Genomic DNA, 18576 nt, shown 5'->3' on the forward strand with positions numbered 1-18576 from the left:
CGGGCGAGGGTGCGCACTCGGTCGCCGCCCGCGGCGTGCGCGACGAAAGCGGCCATGCCGTCGACGAGTTCGTCGATCGTCCCGGGTGCGGGTTGCCGGATGAGCACCTCCCAATTCGCGTAGTCACGTGCCTCCAGACGCTCGGTGACGCCGATCAGCAGCGCTTCCCGCGTGCGGAAGTAGTTGGAGGCCGATCCGGCGGGCAAACCCGCGGCCTCGTCGACCGCGCGATGGGTGAGTGCGCGGGTGCCGCGCGATCCCAGCAGGTCGATCGCGGCGTCCAAGACGAGCTCGCGTTTGGTGGACACGCTCAGATACTACGTCGGTAGTGATACAGGTTACAGCCGGATCGGACCGGCCGCTCCTCCCGCTCCCGTCCCGCCCGATTCACTCGTCGCGGCGGCCGTCCTGCGTGTGCGCCACCACCAGCGCCCGCGACGCCGCGGTCGCCGGCCCGATATCGCGCTTTGCTCAGCGAGGTGCGTGCAAGGCGGCGTGCAGCGTGACCGCCCATTGTTCGACTATCCGCTTGCGGCGGGCCGAATCGTCGGTGAGGACGTCGGCCAGCCCGAGACCGCGCGCCATGTCCAGGGTGGCCTGGACCAGGTGGTGGGCGACCGGGTCCGAGTCGTCCACCCCGAGGGCCTCGACCGCGCGGCGATGGGAGGCCCGCCCGAAGCGGGCCTCCAGCGGGACGATCCGTTCGCGCAGCGCCGGGTCCGCGGCGGCATGCGTCCACACCTGCAACGCCGCCTTGAACAACGGGCTGGTGTAGGACTCGACCAGCCCCGCCACCACCGCTTCGGTGCGGGCGATGCCGTCACCCAGTTCCGGCAGCGTCGACGCCTCCTGCACCGCCTGCCCGCTGCGCGTGTCGAACATGTACTCCAGCGCGGCGGTGATCAGATCCTCCCTGGTCGGGAAGTGATGCTGCGCCGCGCCACGCGACACCCCGGCCCGTTCGGCGACGACGGCGACCGTCGCGGCGGCCCAGCCCATCTCGGCCAGGCAGTCGATGGTCGCCTCGAGCAGGCGCTGCCGGGTGGCGCGGCTGCGGTCCTGCTTGGGTTCGTGGGGTGTCGCCATGGTCGTCATTCTGCCCAGTTCGGCGGGCGGCGCTGCAAAAAGGCCAGCATGCCCTCGTGCACCTCGGGGGTGCCGAAGAAGCTCGCCGAACGCCGCGCGAGTTCCTCGGCGGAGGAATCGAACTCGGCGAGGATGCCCGCGTTGACCAACCGCTTGGCCTCGGCCAGTCCCTGCGGTGAGCCCTTGCGCACCTCCCCGCACAGTCGCTCCACTTCGGCCGCCGGGTCGTCGGCGGTTACCGTGACCAGGCCGATCTCCTCGGCGACGGCGGCGTCGAACTTCTCTCCGGTGAGGTAGTACCGGCTGGCCGCGCGCGGGTCGAGCCTGGGCAGCAGGGTCAGCGAGATCATGAACGGGGCCAGCCCGATGCGCACCTCGGTGAGCGCGAAACTGCTGCCCGGACCGGCCACGACGATGTCGCAGCCCGCCACGATGCCCATACCGCCGGCGCGCACATTGCCGTCGATCCGCGCGATCACCGGCTTCGGGATCTCCACCAGCCTGCGCAGCACGCCGATCATGACCCGAGTCCGCTCGTCGGCGGCCACGGCCGGATCGGCGCCGCTGGCCTCACTGAGATCCGCGCCCGCACAGAAGGTGTTGCCGGTGTGCGCGAGCACGATGACGCGCGCCTTCTCGTCGGCGGCCGCGTCATCGAGCCCGCGCAGCAGCTCGGCGACCAGCTTGGACGACAGCGCGTTGCGGTTGTGCGGCGAATCGAACGTGAGCGTCGCGACGCCGCCGCTCACCTCGTAGCGGACGTACGGGCCCGTCTCGGTCATGGCGTCCTCTCAGTACGACTTCGGCAGGCCCAGCGAGTACTGGGCGACGAAGTTCAGGACCATTTCCCGGCTCACCGGCGCGATGCGGCCGATGCGCGCGGCGGCGAGCATGGCGGCCAGCCCGACATCCCGGGTCAGACCGGAGCCGCCGTGGGTCTGGATGGCCTGGTCGAGCGCTTTGATGCTGGCTTCCGCCGCGGCGTACTTCGCCATGTTGGCGGCCTCGGCGGCGCCCATCTCGTCGCCCGCGTCGTAAAGGGTGGCGGCCTTCTGCATCATCAGCCTCGCCAGCTCCAGTTCGACCTTCACCTGGGCGAGCGGATGCGAAATGCCTTGGTGCGCACCGATCGGCGTCTTCCACACCGTGCGCTCCTTGGCGTATTCCACGGCGCGCTCGATGGCGTAGCGGCCCATGCCGACGGCCATGGCGGCACCCATGATGCGCTCCGGGTTCAGGCCCGCGAACAGTTGCATCAGCGCCGCGTCCTCCTTGCCGACCAGCGCGGTGGACGGCAGCCGCAGGTCGTCGAGGAACAGGTTGTACTGGTGGTCGGGCTCGATGATGTCCATCTCCTGCGCCGTCTTGGTGAAGCCTTCGGCGTCGGTCGGCACGATGAACAGGGCGGGCTTGAGCTTGCCGGTCTTGTGGTCGGAGGTCCTGGCCACGATCAGCACGGCCTCGGCCTGGTCCACACCGGAGATGAAGATCTTGCGGCCGTTGAGGATCCAGTCGTCGCCGTCGCGGCGCGCGGTGGTGGTGATCTGGTGGGAGTTCGAGCCCGCGTCCGGCTCGGTGATGCCGAAGACCATCTTGCCGGAGCCGTCGGCGAGCTTGGGCAGCCATTCCCGCTTCTGCTCGTCGGTGCCGTACTTGGTGATGATGGTGCCGCAGATGGCCGGGGAGACCACCATCAGCAGCAGGCCCGCACCCTGCGCGGACAGTTCCTCCATCACCAGCGACAGCTCGTACATACCCGCGCCGCCGCCACCGTATTCCTCCGGAAGGTTCACGCCGAGGAAGCCGAGTTTGCCCGCCTCCTGCCACAATTCGTCCAGCGGCTCGTTCCTGCGCGCCTTCGGCAGCACGTAGTCGCGGTAGTTGTACTTCGCGGCCAGCGCGGCGACGGCGGCCCGCAGCGCCTTCTGCTCGTCGGTTTCGATGAACGACATCAGTTCTCCTGGTTTTCTACGGGTTCGACGACCGCGAGCACGGCGCCGACGTCGACCTGCTGGCCGACGGTGACGTTGACGGCGCTGAGCACGCCCGCGGCGGGCGCGGCGATGGTGTGCTCCATCTTCATCGCCTCCAGCCACAGGATCGGCTGGCCCTGTTCGACGTGGCTGCCGAGTTCCGCGCCGAGCCGGATCACGCTGCCCGGCATGGGCGCCAGCAGCGAGCCGGTGGCCACCTGGTCGGCCGGGTCGCTGAAGCGCGGCAGCCTGCGCAGGGCCACCGGGCCGAGCGGCGAGTCGACGTAGACCTGGTCGCCGTAGCGGGCGACCGCGAATTGCCTGCGCACCGGTCCGCGTTCACCCGGGACCGACAGCACGACGCGATCGGCCGCCGCTTCGACGAGTTCGAGACCGTCGTGACCGTCTACGACGACACCGGTGCGGCCGAATCGGTAACCCACCTCGTGCGTCCCGGTGGCGCGGCTCTCGTAGGACTTGCGCTGCGACTGCGACGGCAGGTTGCGCCACCCGCTGGGCAGTCCGCCGCCCACCCGTGCGCGGCCGCGGTTAGCGGCGGCGTCGGCGAGCGCTGCGGCCACGATGGACAGTGCCTCGCCGGACTCCGACACCAGCGGCGCGGCCAGCGCGTCCAGCCCGTGCGTGGCGAAGAACGCCGTGTCGGTGTCACCGGCGAGGAACGCCGGATGACGCAGCACGCGCGCCAGCAGGTCCCGGTTGGTGACCAGGCCGTGGATCTTCGCGCGGTGCAGCGCCGAAGCGAGCAATCGCGCTGCCTCGCCGCGCGTTTCGGCGTAGGAGATGACCTTGGCCAGCATCGGGTCGTAATGCACGCCGACCACCGAGCCGTCCACCACGCCCGTGTCCAGGCGCACGCCCGGCCGGTCCAGCAGGTCGAATTCGGTGCGGACCGAGGGAATGTCGATCCGGTGCACGGTTCCGCTCTGCGGCTGCCAATCCTGCGCCGGGTCCTCCGCGTAGAGCCGCACCTCGATCGAATGTCCGCGCATCGCGGGCGGTTCGGCGGGCAGCGCGCCGCCCGCGGCGACGTCCAGTTGCAGCCGGACCAGATCCAGGCCGGTGGTGCACTCGGTGACCGGATGCTCCACTTGCAGACGGGTGTTCATCTCCAGGAAGAAGAACTCGCCCCGCTCGTCGGCGAGGAACTCCACGGTGCCCGCGCCGGTGTAGCCGATCGCGCCCGCCGCCAGCCGCGCCGCCTCGAACAGACGCGCCCGCATGCCTTCGGTGCGTTCCACCAGCGGCGACGGGGCCTCTTCGATCACCTTCTGGTGGCGGCGCTGGATGGAGCACTCGCGCTCGCCCACCGCCCAGATGACGCCGTGCGTGTCGGCCATCACCTGGACCTCGATGTGCCTGCCGGTCTCCAGGTAACGCTCGCAGAACACCGTCGGGTCGCCGAAGGCGGATTCCGCCTCGCGCCGGGCGGCCTCGATCTGCGGGGTCAGGTCGGCGAGTTCGCGGACCACGCGCATGCCGCGCCCACCGCCGCCCGCGGACGCCTTGATCAGCACCGGCAGGTGCGCCTCGGTGACCTCGTCCGGGTCCAGTTCGGCGAGCACCGGCACGCCCGCGGCGTCCATCATCTTCTTCGAGGCGACCTTCGAGCCCATCTGCTCGATCGCCTCGACGGGCGGGCCGATCCAGACAAGCCCGGCATCGAGCACGGCTTTGGCGAATTCGGCGTTCTCGGAGAGGAATCCGTAGCCGGGATGGATGGCGTCGGCACCCGTGGCCAGCGCGGCCTCGATGATCAGCTCAGCGCGCAAATAGGTTTCCGCGGGGGTGTTGCCGGGCAGCCGCACCGCAGCGTCCGCCTCGGCGACGTGCGGCGCGGCGGCATCCGCGTCGGAGTACACCGCGACGCTGCCCAGACCCATCCGGCGGCAGGTGGCGAAGACCCGGCGGGCGATTTCGCCACGGTTGGCGACGAGAACGTTCGTGATGTGCGCACCTGTCATGGTCGGCCTCACATTCGGAAGACGCCGAAGCCGTCGGCGCCTTTGATCGGGGCGTTGTGAATGGCCGACAGGGACATTCCCAACACGGTGCGGGTGTCGCGCGGATCGATGACGCCGTCGTCGTAGAGCCGCCCGGACATGAACATCGCCAGCGATTCGGCCTCGATCTGCGCCTCCACCATGGCGCGCATCCCCGCGTCGGCATCCTCGTCGAACGGCTGGCCCTTCGCCTCGGCGGCGGCCCGGCCGACGATCGAGATGACGCCCGCCAGCTGCGCACCGCCCATCACGGCGGATTTCGCGCTGGGCCAGGCGAACACGAAGCGCGGGTCGTAGGCCCGGCCGCACATGCCGTAGTGACCCGCGCCGTAGGACGCGCCCATCAGCACCGAGATGTGCGGCACCTTCGAGTTGGAGACCGCGTTGATCATCATCGCGCCGTGCTTGATGATGCCCTTCTGCTCGTACTCCTTGCCCACCATGTAGCCGGTGGTGTTGTGCAGGAACAGCAGTGGCGTGTTCGTCTTGTTGGCCAGCTGGATGAACTGGGTGGCCTTCTGCGACTCCTCGGAGAACAGCACCCCGCGCGCGTTGGCCAGGATGCCGACCGGGTACCCGTGCAGCTCCGCCCATCCGGTGACCAGACTGCTGCCGTAGAGCGGCTTGAACTCGTCGAAGTCCGAGCCGTCCACGATGCGGGCGATCACCTCGCGCGGGTCGAACGGGATCTTCAGGTCCGACGGCACGATGCCGAGCAGGTCCTCCGGGTCGTAGAGCGGCTCGATCACCTCGGCGCGCGGAGCGGGGCCTTGCTTGCGCCAGTTCAGCCGCCGGACGATGGAGCGGCCGATGCGGATCGCGTCCTGCTCGTCCAGTGCGTAGTAGTCCGCGAGGCCGGAGACCCGCGCGTGCATATCGGCCCCGCCGAGGGATTCGTCGTCGGACTCCTCACCGGTGGCCATCTTGACCAGCGGCGGACCGCCGAGGAACACCTTGGAGCGCTCCTTGATCATCACCACGTGGTCGGACATGCCCGGGATGTAGGCGCCGCCCGCGGTGGAGTTGCCGAACACCAGCGCGATGGTCGGGATGCCCGCCGCCGACGCCTGGGTGAGGTCACGGAACATCCGTCCGCCGGGGACGAACACCTCCTTCTGCGTCGGCAGGTCCGCGCCGCCGGACTCCACCAGCGAGATCACCGGCAGCCGGTTCTCCCGCACGATGTCGTTGATGCGCAACGTCTTGCGCAGCGTCCACGGGTTCGAGGTGCCGCCGCGCACGGTCGGGTCGGGCGCGACGATCATGCACTCGACGCCCTCCACGATGCCGATGCCCGCGATGGTGCTGCCGCCGACATGGAATTCGCTGCCCCAGCCCGCCAGCGGGCACAGCTCCAGGAACGGCGAGTCCTCGTCGACGAGCAGTTCGATGCGCTCGCGCGCGGTCAGCTTGCCGCGCTTGCGGTGCCGCGCCAGCTTGTCCGGCCCGCCGCCCGCGATGGCCTTGGCGAACTCCGCCTCGACTTCGGCGAGCTTGGCCGTCATCGCCTCCGCCGCGGCCTCGTACTCGGGCGCGGTGGTGTCCAAGGTGCTACGCAGAGTGGTCATGACTGGTACCCCAATCGCTTCGCCGCCAGTCCGGTCAGGATTTCGGTCGTGCCGCCGCCGATCCCGAGGATGCGCATGTCCCGGTACTGGCGCTCGATCTCGGACTCACGCATGTAGCCGAGCCCGCCGAACAGCTGGACAGCCTGGTTGGCCACCCACTCGCCCGCTTCGACGGCGGTGTTCTTCGCGAAGCACACTTCGGCGATGAGATCGGTCTCGCCTTCGGCGCTGCGCTGCACCACGTCGCGGGTGTAGACGCGGGCGACGTCGATGCGCCGCGCCATCTCGGTGACCGTGTTCTGCACCGCCTGCCTGCTGATCAGCGGGCGGCCGAAGGTCTCGCGGTTGCGCACCCACTCCAGGGTGAGGTCCAGGCAGCGTTGCGCGCTGGAATACGCCTGCACCGCCAGGCCGACGCGCTCGCTGACGAACGCGCCCGCGATCTGGAAGAAGCCGGAGTTCTCCGGGCCGACCAGATTCTCCACCGGCACCCGGACGTCGACGTAGGACAGCTCGGCGGTGTCGGAGGCCAGCCAGCCCATCTTGTCCAGCTTGCGGCTGACCGTGAAGCCGGGCGTGTCCTTGTCGACGATGAGCAGCGAGATGCCGCCGGAGCCCGGTCCGCCGGTGCGCACGGCGGTGACCACGAAGTCGGCGCGGACGCCGGAGGTGATGTAGGTCTTGGCGCCGTTGACGATGTAGTGGTCGCCGTCACGGCGCGCGGTGGTGGTGAGGTGCCCGACGTCGGAGCCGCCGCCGGGTTCGGTGATCGCGAGCGAGCCGATCTTCTCGCCCGCCAGCGTGGGCTTCACCCAGCGCTCGATCTGCTCGGCGTTGCCCGAGGCGATGATGTGCGGCACGGAGATGCCGCAGGTGAACAGCGAGGCGAACAGCCCGCCGGAGGCACCGGCCTGGTGCATTTCCTCGCAGACGATCATGGCGTCCACGCCGTCGCCGCCGGAGCCGCCCGCGGATTCCGGGAACTGCACGCCCAGCAGGCCGAGCGCGCCGGCCTTCTTGTGCAGCTCGCGCGGGATCTCCCCGGCGCGCTCCCAGCCGTCCAGGTACGGCAGGATCTCGCGTTCCACGAATCCACGTACCGTGGAACGTAATTCGCGTCGTTCCGGCGTCTCCCAGAGTTTCGTCATGCGGTGTCCTTTCTCGCATGACCGAGGGCCCTGCGTGGTGACGCGAGCTGCCGCCTCCGGTCCTGACCGGTCATGCGAAAAGCTCCACTGGAATGTCGAGGTGACGAGACCGCAGCCATTCGCCGAGTCCCTTGGCCTGCGGGTCGAAACGGGCCTGATAGGCCACGCCTCGGCCGAGCAGGCCTTCGATGATGAAGTTCAGCGCCCGCAGATTGGGCAGGACGTGCCGGGTGACGGTCAGCGACGCCGCCTCCGGCAGGAGTTCTTTGACGCGCGCCACGGTGAGCATGTGCACCAGCCAGCGCCACTGCTCGTCGGTGCGCACCCACACGCCGATATTCGCGTCACCGCCTTTGTCACCGCTGCGGGCCAGCGCGATCGTCCCCAGCGGGACGCGGCGAGTTTCCCTCGCGGGCAGGGGCTCCGGGGCGGGCGGCTCCGTGACGTCGGCGAGTTCGGCCGTCTCCGTGGCAGGCGCGACGTGTACGCGAGTGCCATCGGGCAGCACCGCCGTGTGCGGAACCTCGACGGCGTCGACGTAACCGGGCGTGAACACGCCATAGGGAGATCCGTTGCCCGGCAGCGTCGTGAAACTGCACCCCGGATAGCTGGCCAGCGCCAGCTCCACGGCGACGTTGGAGAACGCGCGCCCGACCTTGTTCGGGTCCGGATCGCGGACCACGCAGCGCAGCAGCGCGCTGGCCTGCTCCTCGGTCTCCGCGTCCGGCCGGTCCAGGCGGGCCAGCGTCCAGCTCAGCTCGGCGGGGCGACTCGGCAGCCACGACTCCAGCTGACGTTGCGCCAGTTCGGCTTTCGCCTCGATGTCCAGGCCGGTGAGCACGAACTCCATCTCGTTGCGGAAGCCGCCGAGGGTGTTCAGCGAGACCTTCAGCCGGGGCGGCGGGGCCTCACCGGTGACGCCGCTGATCCGCACTCGATCCCGACCATCCTGGTCGAGCCGGATGGTGTCCAAACGCGTGGTCACGTCGGGCCCCGCGTAGCGAGGACCCTGGATCTCGTACATCAGCTGGGCCTCGACCGTGTCGACGGTGACCGCGCCGCCGGTGCCCGCGTGCTTGGTGATGACGCTGCCGCCGTCGGCGCGGATCTCCGCGATCGGGAAGCCCGGTCTGCCCAGATCGGCGAGTTCGGTGAAGAAGGCGTAGTTCCCGCCGGTGGCCTGGGTGCCGCACTCGATCACGTGCCCGGCCACCACCGCACCGGCCAGCCGGTCGTAATCCGTTCGACCCCAGCCGAAGTGCGCGGCGGCCGGGCCGACGATCACCGACGCGTCGGTGACCCGGCCGGTGACCACGATGTCCGCACCGGCGTTCAGGCATTCGACGATGCCCCACGCGCCGAGATAGGCGTTGGCGGTCAGCGGCGTGCCGAAACCGAGTTCTCCGGCGCGCGCGAGCAGGTCGTCGCCCTCCACATGCGCGATCTTCGCGTCCAGTCCGAGATCGGCGGCCACCTTGCGCAGTTTTCCCGCCAGGCCGGCCGGATTCAGGCCGCCCGCGTTGGCCACGATGCGCACGTTGCGTTCCAGCGCCAGCCCGAGGCAGTCCTCGATCTGCTTGACGAAGGTCTTGGCGTAGCCGAGGTCCGGGTCCTTCATGCGGTCCCGGCCGAGGATCAGCATGGTGAGTTCGGCGAGATAGTCACCGGTGAGGACGTCGAGCTGTCCGCCTTCCAGCATCTCGCGCATGGCACCGAGCCGATCGCCGTAGAAGCCGGAACAGTTGCCGATCCGGAGCACATCCGGGTCGGCGGCCAGCATACTCATCAGCGGGAATGCCTCCTGTGCGGCGAACCGTCAGGATGAGCCGCATGCCGCACCCGTGAAGTCCGCGTTCCGCGACCAGCATCACACCCGGGTCAGAAAAAAGCAAGCATGCGTGCTTGTTACTTGGCAACCGGCGAGCCGCCACCCCGCCACCCATCTCCGCGCGGGCTGGAGCAAGATGGGCACGGTGTCCAGCGACGTCACCGTGATCGTTCTGTTCGCCCTGGCGGGATTCCTGCTCGGCGGCGCCTACACCACCTGGAGAACGGCGCGGCCGCTGTCGGTCGCGCTGGCCGTCTGCGCCGTCCTCGCGGCGGGCGGCGCGCTGGCCTGGTGGCTCGGCTAACTCCTAGACAACCGGAAGATTCGCAGGTCCTCGGGGACGCCGTTGAGCGGCGCGGCGAAAAAGCTGCGGCGATACTGCTTGACCGCCAAACCCAGCTCCGCCAGCGTCTCCGGCCGCAAACCCTCCAGCGTCACCTCCGACAGCATGGTGTGGCCGTTGCCGCCCGCCTCCATGACCCGCGCCGCGATCGTGACGTCCACGCCCAGCCAGTCGCCCCCGATCTCGCGCGGGGAACCGGTGTGCAACCCGATTCGCATGTGCGGGGTGTAGCCGCGCACCTGCACGTCGGCCAGGTTGCGCTTGGCCGCCACGGCGGCGCGCACCGCCCGGTCCGCCGAGGGGAACACCGCCATCACGCCGTCACCCATCCGCTTGACCACCTGCCCGCCCTGTTCGGCGATCGGCGGCTCGATGGCCTTGGCCACCTTGCGCAGCAGTTCGAGGGTGGCCTCGTCACCGGCCGAGAGCGACCAGCGCGAGAAGGCCACCAGGTCCGTGAACATAACAGTTATTTCTTGGCTACCTTTGCCGCGTCCCATTCGCTCCAAGGCGGCCTGCCAGACCTGCAAAGCGCCGAAACCGATCTCGCGCGCGGCGCTGGGGGCGTCTCCGACCAGTTTGTCCGCAGCCCGCGCGACCGCTCGCGCGCCGCCGGGCCCGGACACCGACAGCGGGTCGCCGAAGGCAGGGTCACCGGGCAGCTGTTCCCGTGCCCTGCGCAGCACGCCGATGAGATCCGCACGCTGATTTGCGGCGTTCATCAGCGCGGACAGCTGGCGGCGGCGCGATCCGCCGGAGCGGCGGGAAGAATCGAACCCGTCGGACGGCTCCAACGGAATGACCACCTCGGGCGGTACGCCACCGGCGGCCTCACGCCCCGACTCCGGCTCCGTACCGCCGGAAGGTGTTTCGTTCACGCCCCGAGAGTATCTCAGCCGATCTGACGTCGGCAGATTACCGATCATCGCCATCTCTCACCTCCGCGACGAACACAGCGAGCACGTCGGTGGGCTCCGCGTTGGATAACGAGCTGGTTGCTGAACCGAGGCTACTCGGCGCAGCGCAAGCCTCGGAACCGGCGGGCGGCATAGTTTCCTCGATGTTCACACGCGCGATCGGCCCGGCGCGAGGACTCGCACCGGGCCGATCGCGGCACCGTCCGCCGGGCAGTGACAGGACGGTGGGCGAAGCGCCGGACCTCCCGACAAGGTCGGCGCCCCGACAACCCGAGTTGCGAGGGAAGGCGACTCGGGCAGCTTCCCGCTATGCGTCGCGCTGATTCACCACGACCAGGGCCGCGCCGAAGACGATCGCGACGAAGACGGTGAAGTACAGCAGGCTGCCCCACGCCCCCCAGTGCCAGTTGGCCGTGGACGCGGAGGCGCTGAAGAAACGGTTCGCGTTCGCGAACGGCAGGAACGGCGTGACATTGCGGCCGAAGCTGCCGAACGCGCCGAGCAGCCCCTCGATGAGCAGCGGCCACAGCACGATCAGCGAGATGGCCGCGGCGGACTGCCGCACCAGCACGCCGACGCCGATCGCCAGCAGGACGCACAGGAACGCGTAGATCGGGATGCCGTAGACCTCGCGCCAGTCCTCCGCGCTGGACAGCGTTAGGGCCGCTCCCGCGTCCGGGCCGCTGATGGCCTTTGCCACCGCGTAGGCCAGGAACACCAGCACGAGGGTCAGCACGGCTCCGTAGACGCCGACCAGCCCGGCCTTGGTCGTGACGACCTTGGCCCGATGCGGCGTCGCCTGGAACGTGGTCCGGATGATGCCGAAGCGGTATTCGCTGGTCACGGTCAAGGTGGCCATGATCATCAGGACCATCACGCCGAAGCCGCTGACCCCGGCCACCGCGGTGGAGACGGTCAGGTCGATCGCGCCCTCCTTGCCGTAGGACGCGCGCGCCACCGAGGCGAGCAGCGCGGCCATACCCAGCGCGAGAGCGATGACGATCGCCGAGCACCACCAGGGCGACCTGGTGGAGGTGAGCTTGATTCGTTCCGCTGCCAGCACGCCCATCAGAGCGCACCTCCCATAACTTGGTCGAAGCCTTCGCCGTGGTACTGCACGGCGCCGCCGGTCATCCGCATGAACGCCTCTTCCAGTGACGCGCGCTGCGGGGCCAGCTCGAACAGCGTGATGGTGTGCTCACCGGCCAGCTTGCCGACCGCGTCGCTGGACACGCCCGCCACCACCAGCGCGGGGCCGTCGGCGCCCGCGCCGTCCTCGCGGACGGTCATGCCGTTCGAGGTGAGCACGCTGCGCAGCTGGTCGAGCTGCGGGCTGCGCACCCGCACCGACTGCTCGGAGGCGCGTTCGATGAACTCTTGGGTGGTCGAGTCCGAGATCAGCTTGCCGCGCCCGATCACCACCAGGTGCTCGGCGGTCTGCGCCATCTCCGACAGCAGGTGGCTGGAGACCAGCACCGTGCGGCCCTCGGCGGCCAGCCGCTGCATGAACCGGCGGATCCACAGGATGCCCTCCGGGTCGAGGCCGTTCACCGGCTCGTCGAACAGCAGCACCTCCGGGTCGCCCAGCAGCGCGCCCGCCAGGCCGAGCCGCTGCGACATACCCAGCGAGAACCCGCCCGCGGTCTTGCCCGCCACCTCGGACAGGCCGACCAGCCGCAGCACCTCCTCCACCCGGGACTTGGCGATGTCGTTGGACGCGGCCATCCATTCCAGATGGGCGCGCGCCGACCGGTTCGGATGCACCCACTTGGCGTCCAGCAGCGCGCCGACGGTGCGCAGCGGATGGTCCAGCTCGTGGTAGGACTTGCCGTTGATCAGGGCGGTGCCCGCGGTGGGCCGGTCCAATCCGAGGATCATCCGCATGGTGGTCGACTTGCCCGCACCGTTCGGCCCGAGGAACCCCGTCACCTGCCCGGGTCGAACGGTGAAGGTCAGATCCTGCACCGCTACGGTCTGCCCGTAGTGCTTGGTCAGGCCTCTCAGCTCGATCATGCGCCCAGCATTCCGCAAATCCCGGCCGCGCGCGTCGGTAATTGGTGCCGAGTTGAATCATCCTCGAGGATGAGGAAGACGGGTCCGGGTGGGTGCAAGCCCCCGTAGCAGTTCACGCGGTGTCCGGCGGTCGGTCGTAGGCGTCGATGGCGGCCTTGGCCGTCGATGAGTCCTGTAGCACCAGCTCCCACGGTCCGGAGTTGATCTCGAAGCTCTTGCCGAATCCAACCCACTTGCCGGCCATCCGCGCACCCGTCAGCTCGATCAACAGTTGAATCGCGCCGTGGTAGTAGGCACCGCGGTAGTAGCCGTCTTGCGCGGTGTGCTCGCGCCACGTACCCGTAGCCACGTGCCCGTCCACCGTGAGGTCCATCTCCATCGACGACTGCGCGGAGTTCGGCAGGCTACGCACCGTCAGCCGGTTGTCGTGCTGCAAGACGACGACATGGTGCGCAGCCGTGAACGTCGCATCCCGTCCGGACGAGTAGTACTCGTACCGCGACAGCCAGATACCCGAGTAGTTGCCTGGTGTCCTCGGCCGCCGCGCGGCGGCGAACTGCTCGGGCGCGACTTCGCCGATAGCCGAGTCCACCACGGTTCCGTCCTCGCCCCCGGAGAGGCTGCGGCCCGCCATCACGGCACCGAAACCGAGAGACTCGATAGGTAGTCGCATGACTTTCTCCAATGCTCGCGCGTGCGAGGGCCGCGGGTTGGTGGTGAGGCCGGATTCCCAACGCTGCACGAGACGTTTCGTGGCGCTGGCGCATCCCGCTTCCCGTAGTGCCCGTGCTAGGTCGTCCTGGCTCATCAGACGCGCGTTCCTGGCCGCGCGGAGAGCCGTGTTAGGTGCCGAAGCCATGTCGCCACGCTAGTCCTTTGACGCCTAAATGTCGCCCTGAATAGACACGGATTGACGCCGCTTCCGTCATCGCTTGGACATGGCCTGTCGACCGAATCTGAAGGTGGCCCCGACGTCGGGTAGACCCCGAATCCCGGCGTCGGGTGCCTACCAACCACACCACAACGCGCGAAGGGGTACAGCGAATGCCCACAGACCTCGCAGTCACCTTGATCGTCATAGCCGCTGTCGGCGGCCTGCTGATCCTGCTGTTCTGGGTGTTGCCGTGGCTACTCGAACTCGGTGGCGATCCAGACGAGCGAGTTCCGTTCCGCGAGATGATGGACCGCATCGAACGCGAGGAGCAGCGATGACGCCGCGGCGCAGTTGGATCCAGGACTACTGCGAGGACAGCAACTGGCCTGTTGATGAGAAGCACGCACGTGGCCTGTTGAAGCTCCACGCCATATGTACCCCACCGTGTCCGCGCAAGTTGTCCGCTGAGCGGTGGCTCCGGGAGCGCGGCACAGGCCACGGACCGGAGAGCACGACCAGCCCGGCGTAGAACTCGACAACCAGGTGCGTCATCTGGCGACAACTGCCCGTCGCGGAAGCGGGGCCAGGGTATTCATGCTGCCCGCGAGATGAGGCCAGAGGTGGGACAGGTCCAGCTCTGCTCGGCCGCGGAGGTCCGCGCGGATCCGCCGAAGTCTCAGCGGCCCAGCAGTTCGGCGACCTGAAGCAGCGGCGCGGCGTACCCGGGAATCGCGCTCGGATCACGCAGCGCCGACGATGTTCGGACGAAGGTGAGCAATTCGGCCCCCACCAGGCTCCACGGCGGAACCGTCCTGGCGATGTGCGCATCGATCAACGGCGGACCCACCACTGCCTTCGCGTAGCCGGGATCCGCTGTGGCGATCCGGTATTGCGAGTCGAACAGCACATTGCCGGTCGCCGTCGGCTTGTCGCCGAACATCGCGCGGCCGAGCTGGGACAGCAAGCCTCGGGGGAGCACCTCGATCGGCGGGTACATCCGATCGAGCAGGACCACCACGACGACGAAGTGATGTGTGGTGGTGGTCGTGCTGGTCGTGCCCGTCGTCGAGGTACTGCTCGACGACGTCGTCCGGTACGAGTACTCAGCCACGGTCACCCAGCGGTCGCCGAGCTGCCTGCTCATGGTCACGCCGAGTCCGCGCGAGTTGCGGCCGGGCAGGCGCGCGGTCCACTGGGCGCGGCCGGATTCGGCGAACGTCCATCCGTGGGCCGCCGCCCACTGCCCCAGCGTCGCCTTGCGGGCCCGTTCGGCGCGGATGGCCAGCGGAATCGCCACGGCGAGCAGCACGACGAACGACACGAAGATCGTCACGATCAACACGCCCATGGCCTGTCCCGCTTCCATCTCCGATCCCTCCAGCGCAGACGCCGTCTGCCGGTCGGCAGGCCGTTTCAGGAGTGTGGGCGAGCGACCTTCCCGGAGGCTTGGACAATCCTTGCGATGCCGCTTCGAAAGCCTCTGTACAGGATCGCGACCGGACCACCGGGCGTTTACGCGAGCGCGGTCACGGCGGCGAGGGAGGCGGCCGCCTCGAGCAGGGCGTGGGAGCGAGCCGTGATGCTCGCGTCCCGGGCCGACAGTGCCGCCCGGACTTCATCGGATCGGTGGCCGCGCGGCAGGTCGGGCATCAAGGTCTTCAGGGTGTCGACGCGATATCCGGCGTTGCGGAGCTGATGGACGATCCGGGCGTCCCTGACCTGGGCGGGCGAGTACCGTCGCGCGCCCTGCGCGGTCGCGCGATCCGGGACTACGAGTCCCTCCGCGTCCCAATGCCGCAGTGTCGACGGGCGCACGTCCAGCGCGGCGGCGAGTTCGGCGACGCTCATCGCATCCGACGCGCGCACGTCGGCGATCGGCTCGGCGGAGATCACCTCCACTGCCCGCTTGGCGAGTGCCAAATCGGCGCGTTCCCGGTGCAGCCCGGCGTGTGCCGCGTCGAGCAGGGCGAGCACCTGGAAGAACGGTCCCTCGTGGACGGCGCGAACGATGCGCTTGGCCTCGACGGGGCCGACTCCCGCCGCCAACGCTCGATAGGCGAGCGCGGAAAGCACGTGCACCTCGCCGTATCTGCGATAGCCCGTCGTGGTGCGTATCGCTGTCGGCAGCACGCCGTCGCTTTCGAGGTTGCGTATCTGCTGCACGGAGTACCCCGCCAGACGCGCCACGTCGGCCGTGCGCAGTGTGGAGTTGCGAGTTTCCACCCTTACTCCCCTGTATATCTCGCCCGAAGTCTCCACAAGCACCTTAATGAAACGCTGGAGCACATGACCATCGACGAGATCATCGACTTCGTCTCGGCCCTCGACGGGGTCTTGACACTGCGCCCCGGCCCCGGTGACGGCTCTCCCGAAATCAGTTGGGGCGACACGTTCTTCTACTACGCACCGGACGGCGTCGTACCGAAGGCGACCCAGCCCTTCGCGACGATCGTGACGAAGAACTACCCCGGCGACGAAAGTTCCCGCCTGGACCGCCCGAACACATTCCGCGTCAACATCGCCGCCGGAAAAGAAGCCTTCACCCACTGGACCGGCCACACCCCCCGCGAATCGTCCCCACCCGCCGACCCGAGCGCGGTAGACACCGTGCTCCCCCACCCTCTCTACGCATCCGCAAGTTGGCTATCGGTGATCAACCCCGGCCCCCGAACCGACGAACCCACCCGCGCCCTCCTCCACACCGCCCACACCCTCGCCCGTTCCCGTCGCCCCCGCCGGTAGCGGACCGCGAGTGGCACATGGCTGCGGCGAAACGCCAGAAGACCTCTCCACCATGTGCCACTCGCGGTGTGCTTCCGGCCTGCCCGCGTCGAGGCGCCGCACTCGTGACTGTGTGCGCGCTGTTGACATGGAGCGCGCTCCAGCACCTAGCGTCGGAGCCGACGGATTCGAGTGCAGGAGGTAACAACATGACCGATATTCCCACCAGGCAGCTCGGCGAACTGGCGGTCTCCGCGCAGGGCTTGGGATGCATGGGCATGAGTCACGGTTACGGCGCCGCGGACGACGCGCAGTCGATCGCGACGCTGCACCACGCCCTCGACCTCGGAGTGACCCTGTTGGACACCGCCGACTTCTACGGCGCGGGGCACAACGAGGAATTGATCGGGCGGGCCATCGCGGACCGCCGCGACGAGGTGGTGCTCGCGACGAAGTTCGGCTTCGCCAACCGCCTGGGCGAGCCCACCCGCATCCGCGGCGACGCCGCCTACGTGCGGGAGGCGTGCGAGGCGTCGCTGCGCAGGCTCGGGATCGACCACATCGACCTCTACTACCTGCATCGGGTGGACCCGCAGGTGCCGATCGAGGAGACCGTCGGCGCGATGGCCGAACTGGTACGGGAGGGAAAGGTCCGCCACCTCGGGCTGTCGGAGGCGAGCGCGGACACCATCCGGCGCGCGCACGCGGTGCATCCGATCGCCGCGTTGCAGAGCGAGTGGTCCCTGTGGACGCGCGACCTGGAGACCGAGATCCTCCCGGTCTGTCGTGACCTCGGCATCGGAGTGGTCCCGTTCTCCCCGCTCGGGCGCGGGTTCCTGACCGGCCGGTACAGCTCGGTCGAGGGCTTGGCGGACAACGATGTGCGGCGCAGCCAGCCACGTTTCGCCGAGGGCAACCTCGAACGCAACCTCGCGATCGTCGCAAAGCTGAACGAGCTGGCCGCGGCGAAGGGCGTGACGGCGGGGCAGCTCGCGTTGTCCTGGGTACAGCATCGCGGCGAAGACGTGGTCCCGATCCCCGGCACCCGGCGGCAGCGCAACCTGGAGGAGAACCTCGGGGCCTTGACCGTCGAACTCTCGCCGGAGGATCTCGCCGCCATCGAGGCCGCCGCTCCGCCGGAACAGGTCGTCGGCACCCGTTACGACGCCACGAACCTCACCTTCGTCAACCGCTGAGTTCGGGGCGGCCCCGTCTGGCCGAACCGGACTCGCCTGCCGAGTGGTGGCGACGGGCAATCCTTGCCCGGCAACGGCTCAGCCGCCGGGGCGATCCAGCGTTCGGCCCCAGCGCCTCACAGCGCCGGGGACGACGCCTGGGCCCAGAAGCGTTTGGGGATGCGCCCGGCCAGCCGGGCCGCATACCCGGCGCGCACGGCGTCCGCCATCGCCGCGGCCATCAGCTCGGGGCGCTTCGCCCTGGTCACGGCCGTGGCCAGGAGCACCGCCGAGCAGCCGAGTTCCATCGCGAGGGCGGCGTCGCTCGCGGTGCCGATGCCCGCGTCCAGGATGACGGGGACCTTCGCGTCGGCGACGATCATCTCGATGTTGTGCGGATTGCCGATGCCGAGGCCGGTGCCGATGGGCGCGCCCAGCGGCATCACCGCCGCGCAACCCGTCTCCTCCAGGCGACGAGCCAGCACCGGATCGTCGTTGGTGTAGGGCAGCACGACGAACCCGTCGTCGACGAGTTGTTCCGCGGCGGTGAGCAGCTCGACGGGATCGGGCAGCAGGGTGCGCTCGTCGGCGACCACCTCGAGTTTCACCCAGTCGGTGTCCAGCGCCTCACGTGCCAGCCGCGCGGTGAGGACCGCCTCGGCCGCGGTGCGGCAGCCCGCGGTGTTCGGCAGCGGCGCGATGTCCAGGCGTTTCAGCAGGTCGAGCACGCCCGTACCACCCGCGGCGTCGATGCGCCGCATGGCCACGGTGGTCAGCTCGGTGCCCGAGGCGATCAGCGCCTCCTCCAGCACGGCGAGGTTCTCCGCGCCGCCGGTGCCCATGATCAGGCGGGAGCCGAACTCCCGGTCGGCGATCCGCAACGGGGCGTCGGCCGCTCCGGATGCCATC

The 18576-nt window shown here is 69.2% G+C and carries 19 protein-coding genes; 4 read left to right on the forward strand and 15 right to left on the reverse strand.

What is annotated here, in order from left to right; translation table 11 throughout:
• The 8 genes from NNI01S_RS00485 to NNI01S_RS00520 all read right to left on the reverse strand — a co-directional run.
• The coding region (locus tag NNI01S_RS00485; protein ID WP_157114532.1) for a TetR/AcrR family transcriptional regulator at window positions 1-308 on the reverse strand (308 nt) is incomplete at its 3' end.
• Window positions 309-471: 163 nt separating this feature from the next.
• The gene (locus NNI01S_RS00490) at window positions 472-1086 is read right to left on the reverse strand and encodes a TetR/AcrR family transcriptional regulator (RefSeq protein ID WP_063016786.1); all 615 of its coding nucleotides are present in this window, start codon (window positions 1084-1086) and stop codon (window positions 472-474) included.
• A 5-nt stretch (window positions 1087-1091) separates the two neighbouring features.
• Window positions 1092-1868: an enoyl-CoA hydratase family protein gene (locus NNI01S_RS00495; RefSeq protein ID WP_063016323.1), complete on the reverse strand. Its 777-nt coding sequence runs from the start codon at window positions 1866-1868 to the stop codon at window positions 1092-1094.
• A 9-nt stretch (window positions 1869-1877) separates the two neighbouring features.
• The gene (locus NNI01S_RS00500; RefSeq protein WP_063016325.1) at window positions 1878-3038 is read right to left on the reverse strand and encodes an acyl-CoA dehydrogenase family protein; all 1161 of its coding nucleotides are present in this window, start codon (window positions 3036-3038) and stop codon (window positions 1878-1880) included.
• On the reverse strand, window positions 3038-5041 hold the full coding sequence (locus tag NNI01S_RS00505; RefSeq protein WP_063016327.1) for an acetyl/propionyl/methylcrotonyl-CoA carboxylase subunit alpha: 2004 nt from the start codon (window positions 5039-5041) through the stop codon (window positions 3038-3040). Before NNI01S_RS00505 ends, NNI01S_RS00500 begins: the two co-directional genes overlap by 1 nt.
• Window positions 5042-5049: 8 nt before the next feature.
• Entirely contained in the window at window positions 5050-6648 is a 1599-nt protein-coding gene (locus NNI01S_RS00510; protein ID WP_063016329.1) for an acyl-CoA carboxylase subunit beta, read from the reverse strand.
• Complete coding sequence (locus NNI01S_RS00515; protein WP_063016331.1) at window positions 6645-7796, reverse strand: acyl-CoA dehydrogenase family protein; 1152 nt, start codon at window positions 7794-7796, stop codon at window positions 6645-6647. The genes NNI01S_RS00510 and NNI01S_RS00515 overlap by 4 nt, the downstream gene beginning before the upstream one ends.
• 70 nt (window positions 7797-7866) lie before the next feature.
• Window positions 7867-9582: an acyclic terpene utilization AtuA family protein gene (locus NNI01S_RS00520; RefSeq protein ID WP_063016333.1), complete on the reverse strand. Its 1716-nt coding sequence runs from the start codon at window positions 9580-9582 to the stop codon at window positions 7867-7869.
• A 112-nt stretch (window positions 9583-9694) separates the two neighbouring features.
• Here NNI01S_RS00520 and NNI01S_RS34185 point away from each other — a divergent pair, with 112 nt between their 5' ends.
• Window positions 9695-9928 carry a CG2302 family histidine operon protein gene (locus NNI01S_RS34185; RefSeq protein ID WP_157114533.1) on the forward strand — a complete coding sequence of 78 codons (234 nt, stop codon included), beginning with the start codon at window positions 9695-9697 and terminating at the stop codon, window positions 9926-9928.
• On the opposite strand, the gene NNI01S_RS00525 is transcribed toward NNI01S_RS34185, so the two are convergent.
• The 4 genes from NNI01S_RS00525 to NNI01S_RS00540 form a co-directional block, all read right to left on the reverse strand.
• On the reverse strand, window positions 9925-10689 hold the full coding sequence (locus tag NNI01S_RS00525; RefSeq protein WP_157114548.1) for an adenylate/guanylate cyclase domain-containing protein: 765 nt from the start codon (window positions 10687-10689) through the stop codon (window positions 9925-9927). The genes NNI01S_RS34185 and NNI01S_RS00525 overlap by 4 nt on opposite strands.
• Before the next feature lie 502 nt (window positions 10690-11191).
• Window positions 11192-11953 carry an ABC transporter permease gene (locus NNI01S_RS00530; RefSeq protein ID WP_063016335.1) on the reverse strand — a complete coding sequence of 254 codons (762 nt, stop codon included), beginning with the start codon at window positions 11951-11953 and terminating at the stop codon, window positions 11192-11194.
• Window positions 11953-12897, reverse strand: a complete 945-nt coding sequence (locus NNI01S_RS00535) for an ABC transporter ATP-binding protein (RefSeq protein ID WP_063016337.1) — start codon at window positions 12895-12897, stop codon at window positions 11953-11955. Before NNI01S_RS00535 ends, NNI01S_RS00530 begins: the two co-directional genes overlap by 1 nt.
• A 112-nt stretch (window positions 12898-13009) precedes the next feature.
• The gene (locus tag NNI01S_RS00540; RefSeq protein WP_063016339.1) at window positions 13010-13756 is read right to left on the reverse strand and encodes a helix-turn-helix transcriptional regulator; all 747 of its coding nucleotides are present in this window, start codon (window positions 13754-13756) and stop codon (window positions 13010-13012) included.
• Between the two features lie 185 nt (window positions 13757-13941).
• Between NNI01S_RS00540 and NNI01S_RS34190 the strand changes: the two genes are divergently transcribed.
• The gene (locus NNI01S_RS34190; protein ID WP_157114534.1) at window positions 13942-14109 is read left to right on the forward strand and encodes a hypothetical protein; all 168 of its coding nucleotides are present in this window, start codon (window positions 13942-13944) and stop codon (window positions 14107-14109) included.
• Between the two features lie 338 nt (window positions 14110-14447).
• Here the strand turns inward: NNI01S_RS34190 and NNI01S_RS00545 are convergent, their stop codons facing one another.
• Both NNI01S_RS00545 and NNI01S_RS00550 read right to left on the reverse strand, forming a co-directional pair.
• Window positions 14448-15137: a hypothetical protein gene (locus tag NNI01S_RS00545; RefSeq protein ID WP_063016341.1), complete on the reverse strand. Its 690-nt coding sequence runs from the start codon at window positions 15135-15137 to the stop codon at window positions 14448-14450.
• A 146-nt stretch (window positions 15138-15283) separates the two neighbouring features.
• Window positions 15284-15994: a MerR family transcriptional regulator gene (locus NNI01S_RS00550; protein ID WP_063016342.1), complete on the reverse strand. Its 711-nt coding sequence runs from the start codon at window positions 15992-15994 to the stop codon at window positions 15284-15286.
• A gap of 63 nt (window positions 15995-16057) precedes the next feature.
• Between NNI01S_RS00550 and NNI01S_RS00555 the strand changes: the two genes are divergently transcribed.
• Entirely contained in the window at window positions 16058-16513 is a 456-nt protein-coding gene (locus tag NNI01S_RS00555; RefSeq protein WP_063016344.1) for a DUF6194 family protein, read from the forward strand.
• Window positions 16514-16701: 188 nt separating this feature from the next.
• On the forward strand, window positions 16702-17688 hold the full coding sequence (locus NNI01S_RS00560; RefSeq protein WP_063016346.1) for an aldo/keto reductase: 987 nt from the start codon (window positions 16702-16704) through the stop codon (window positions 17686-17688).
• A gap of 116 nt (window positions 17689-17804) precedes the next feature.
• On the opposite strand, the gene NNI01S_RS00565 is transcribed toward NNI01S_RS00560, so the two are convergent.
• Complete coding sequence (locus NNI01S_RS00565) at window positions 17805-18575, reverse strand: thiazole synthase (RefSeq protein WP_063016348.1); 771 nt, start codon at window positions 18573-18575, stop codon at window positions 17805-17807.
• Between the last annotated feature and the right edge of the window lies 1 nt (window position 18576).

Origin of the sequence: Nocardia niwae NBRC 108934 = DSM 45340 (assembly GCF_001613465.1) — a bacterium.
GTDB classification, from domain to species: Bacteria; Actinomycetota; Actinomycetes; order Mycobacteriales; family Mycobacteriaceae; genus Nocardia; species Nocardia niwae.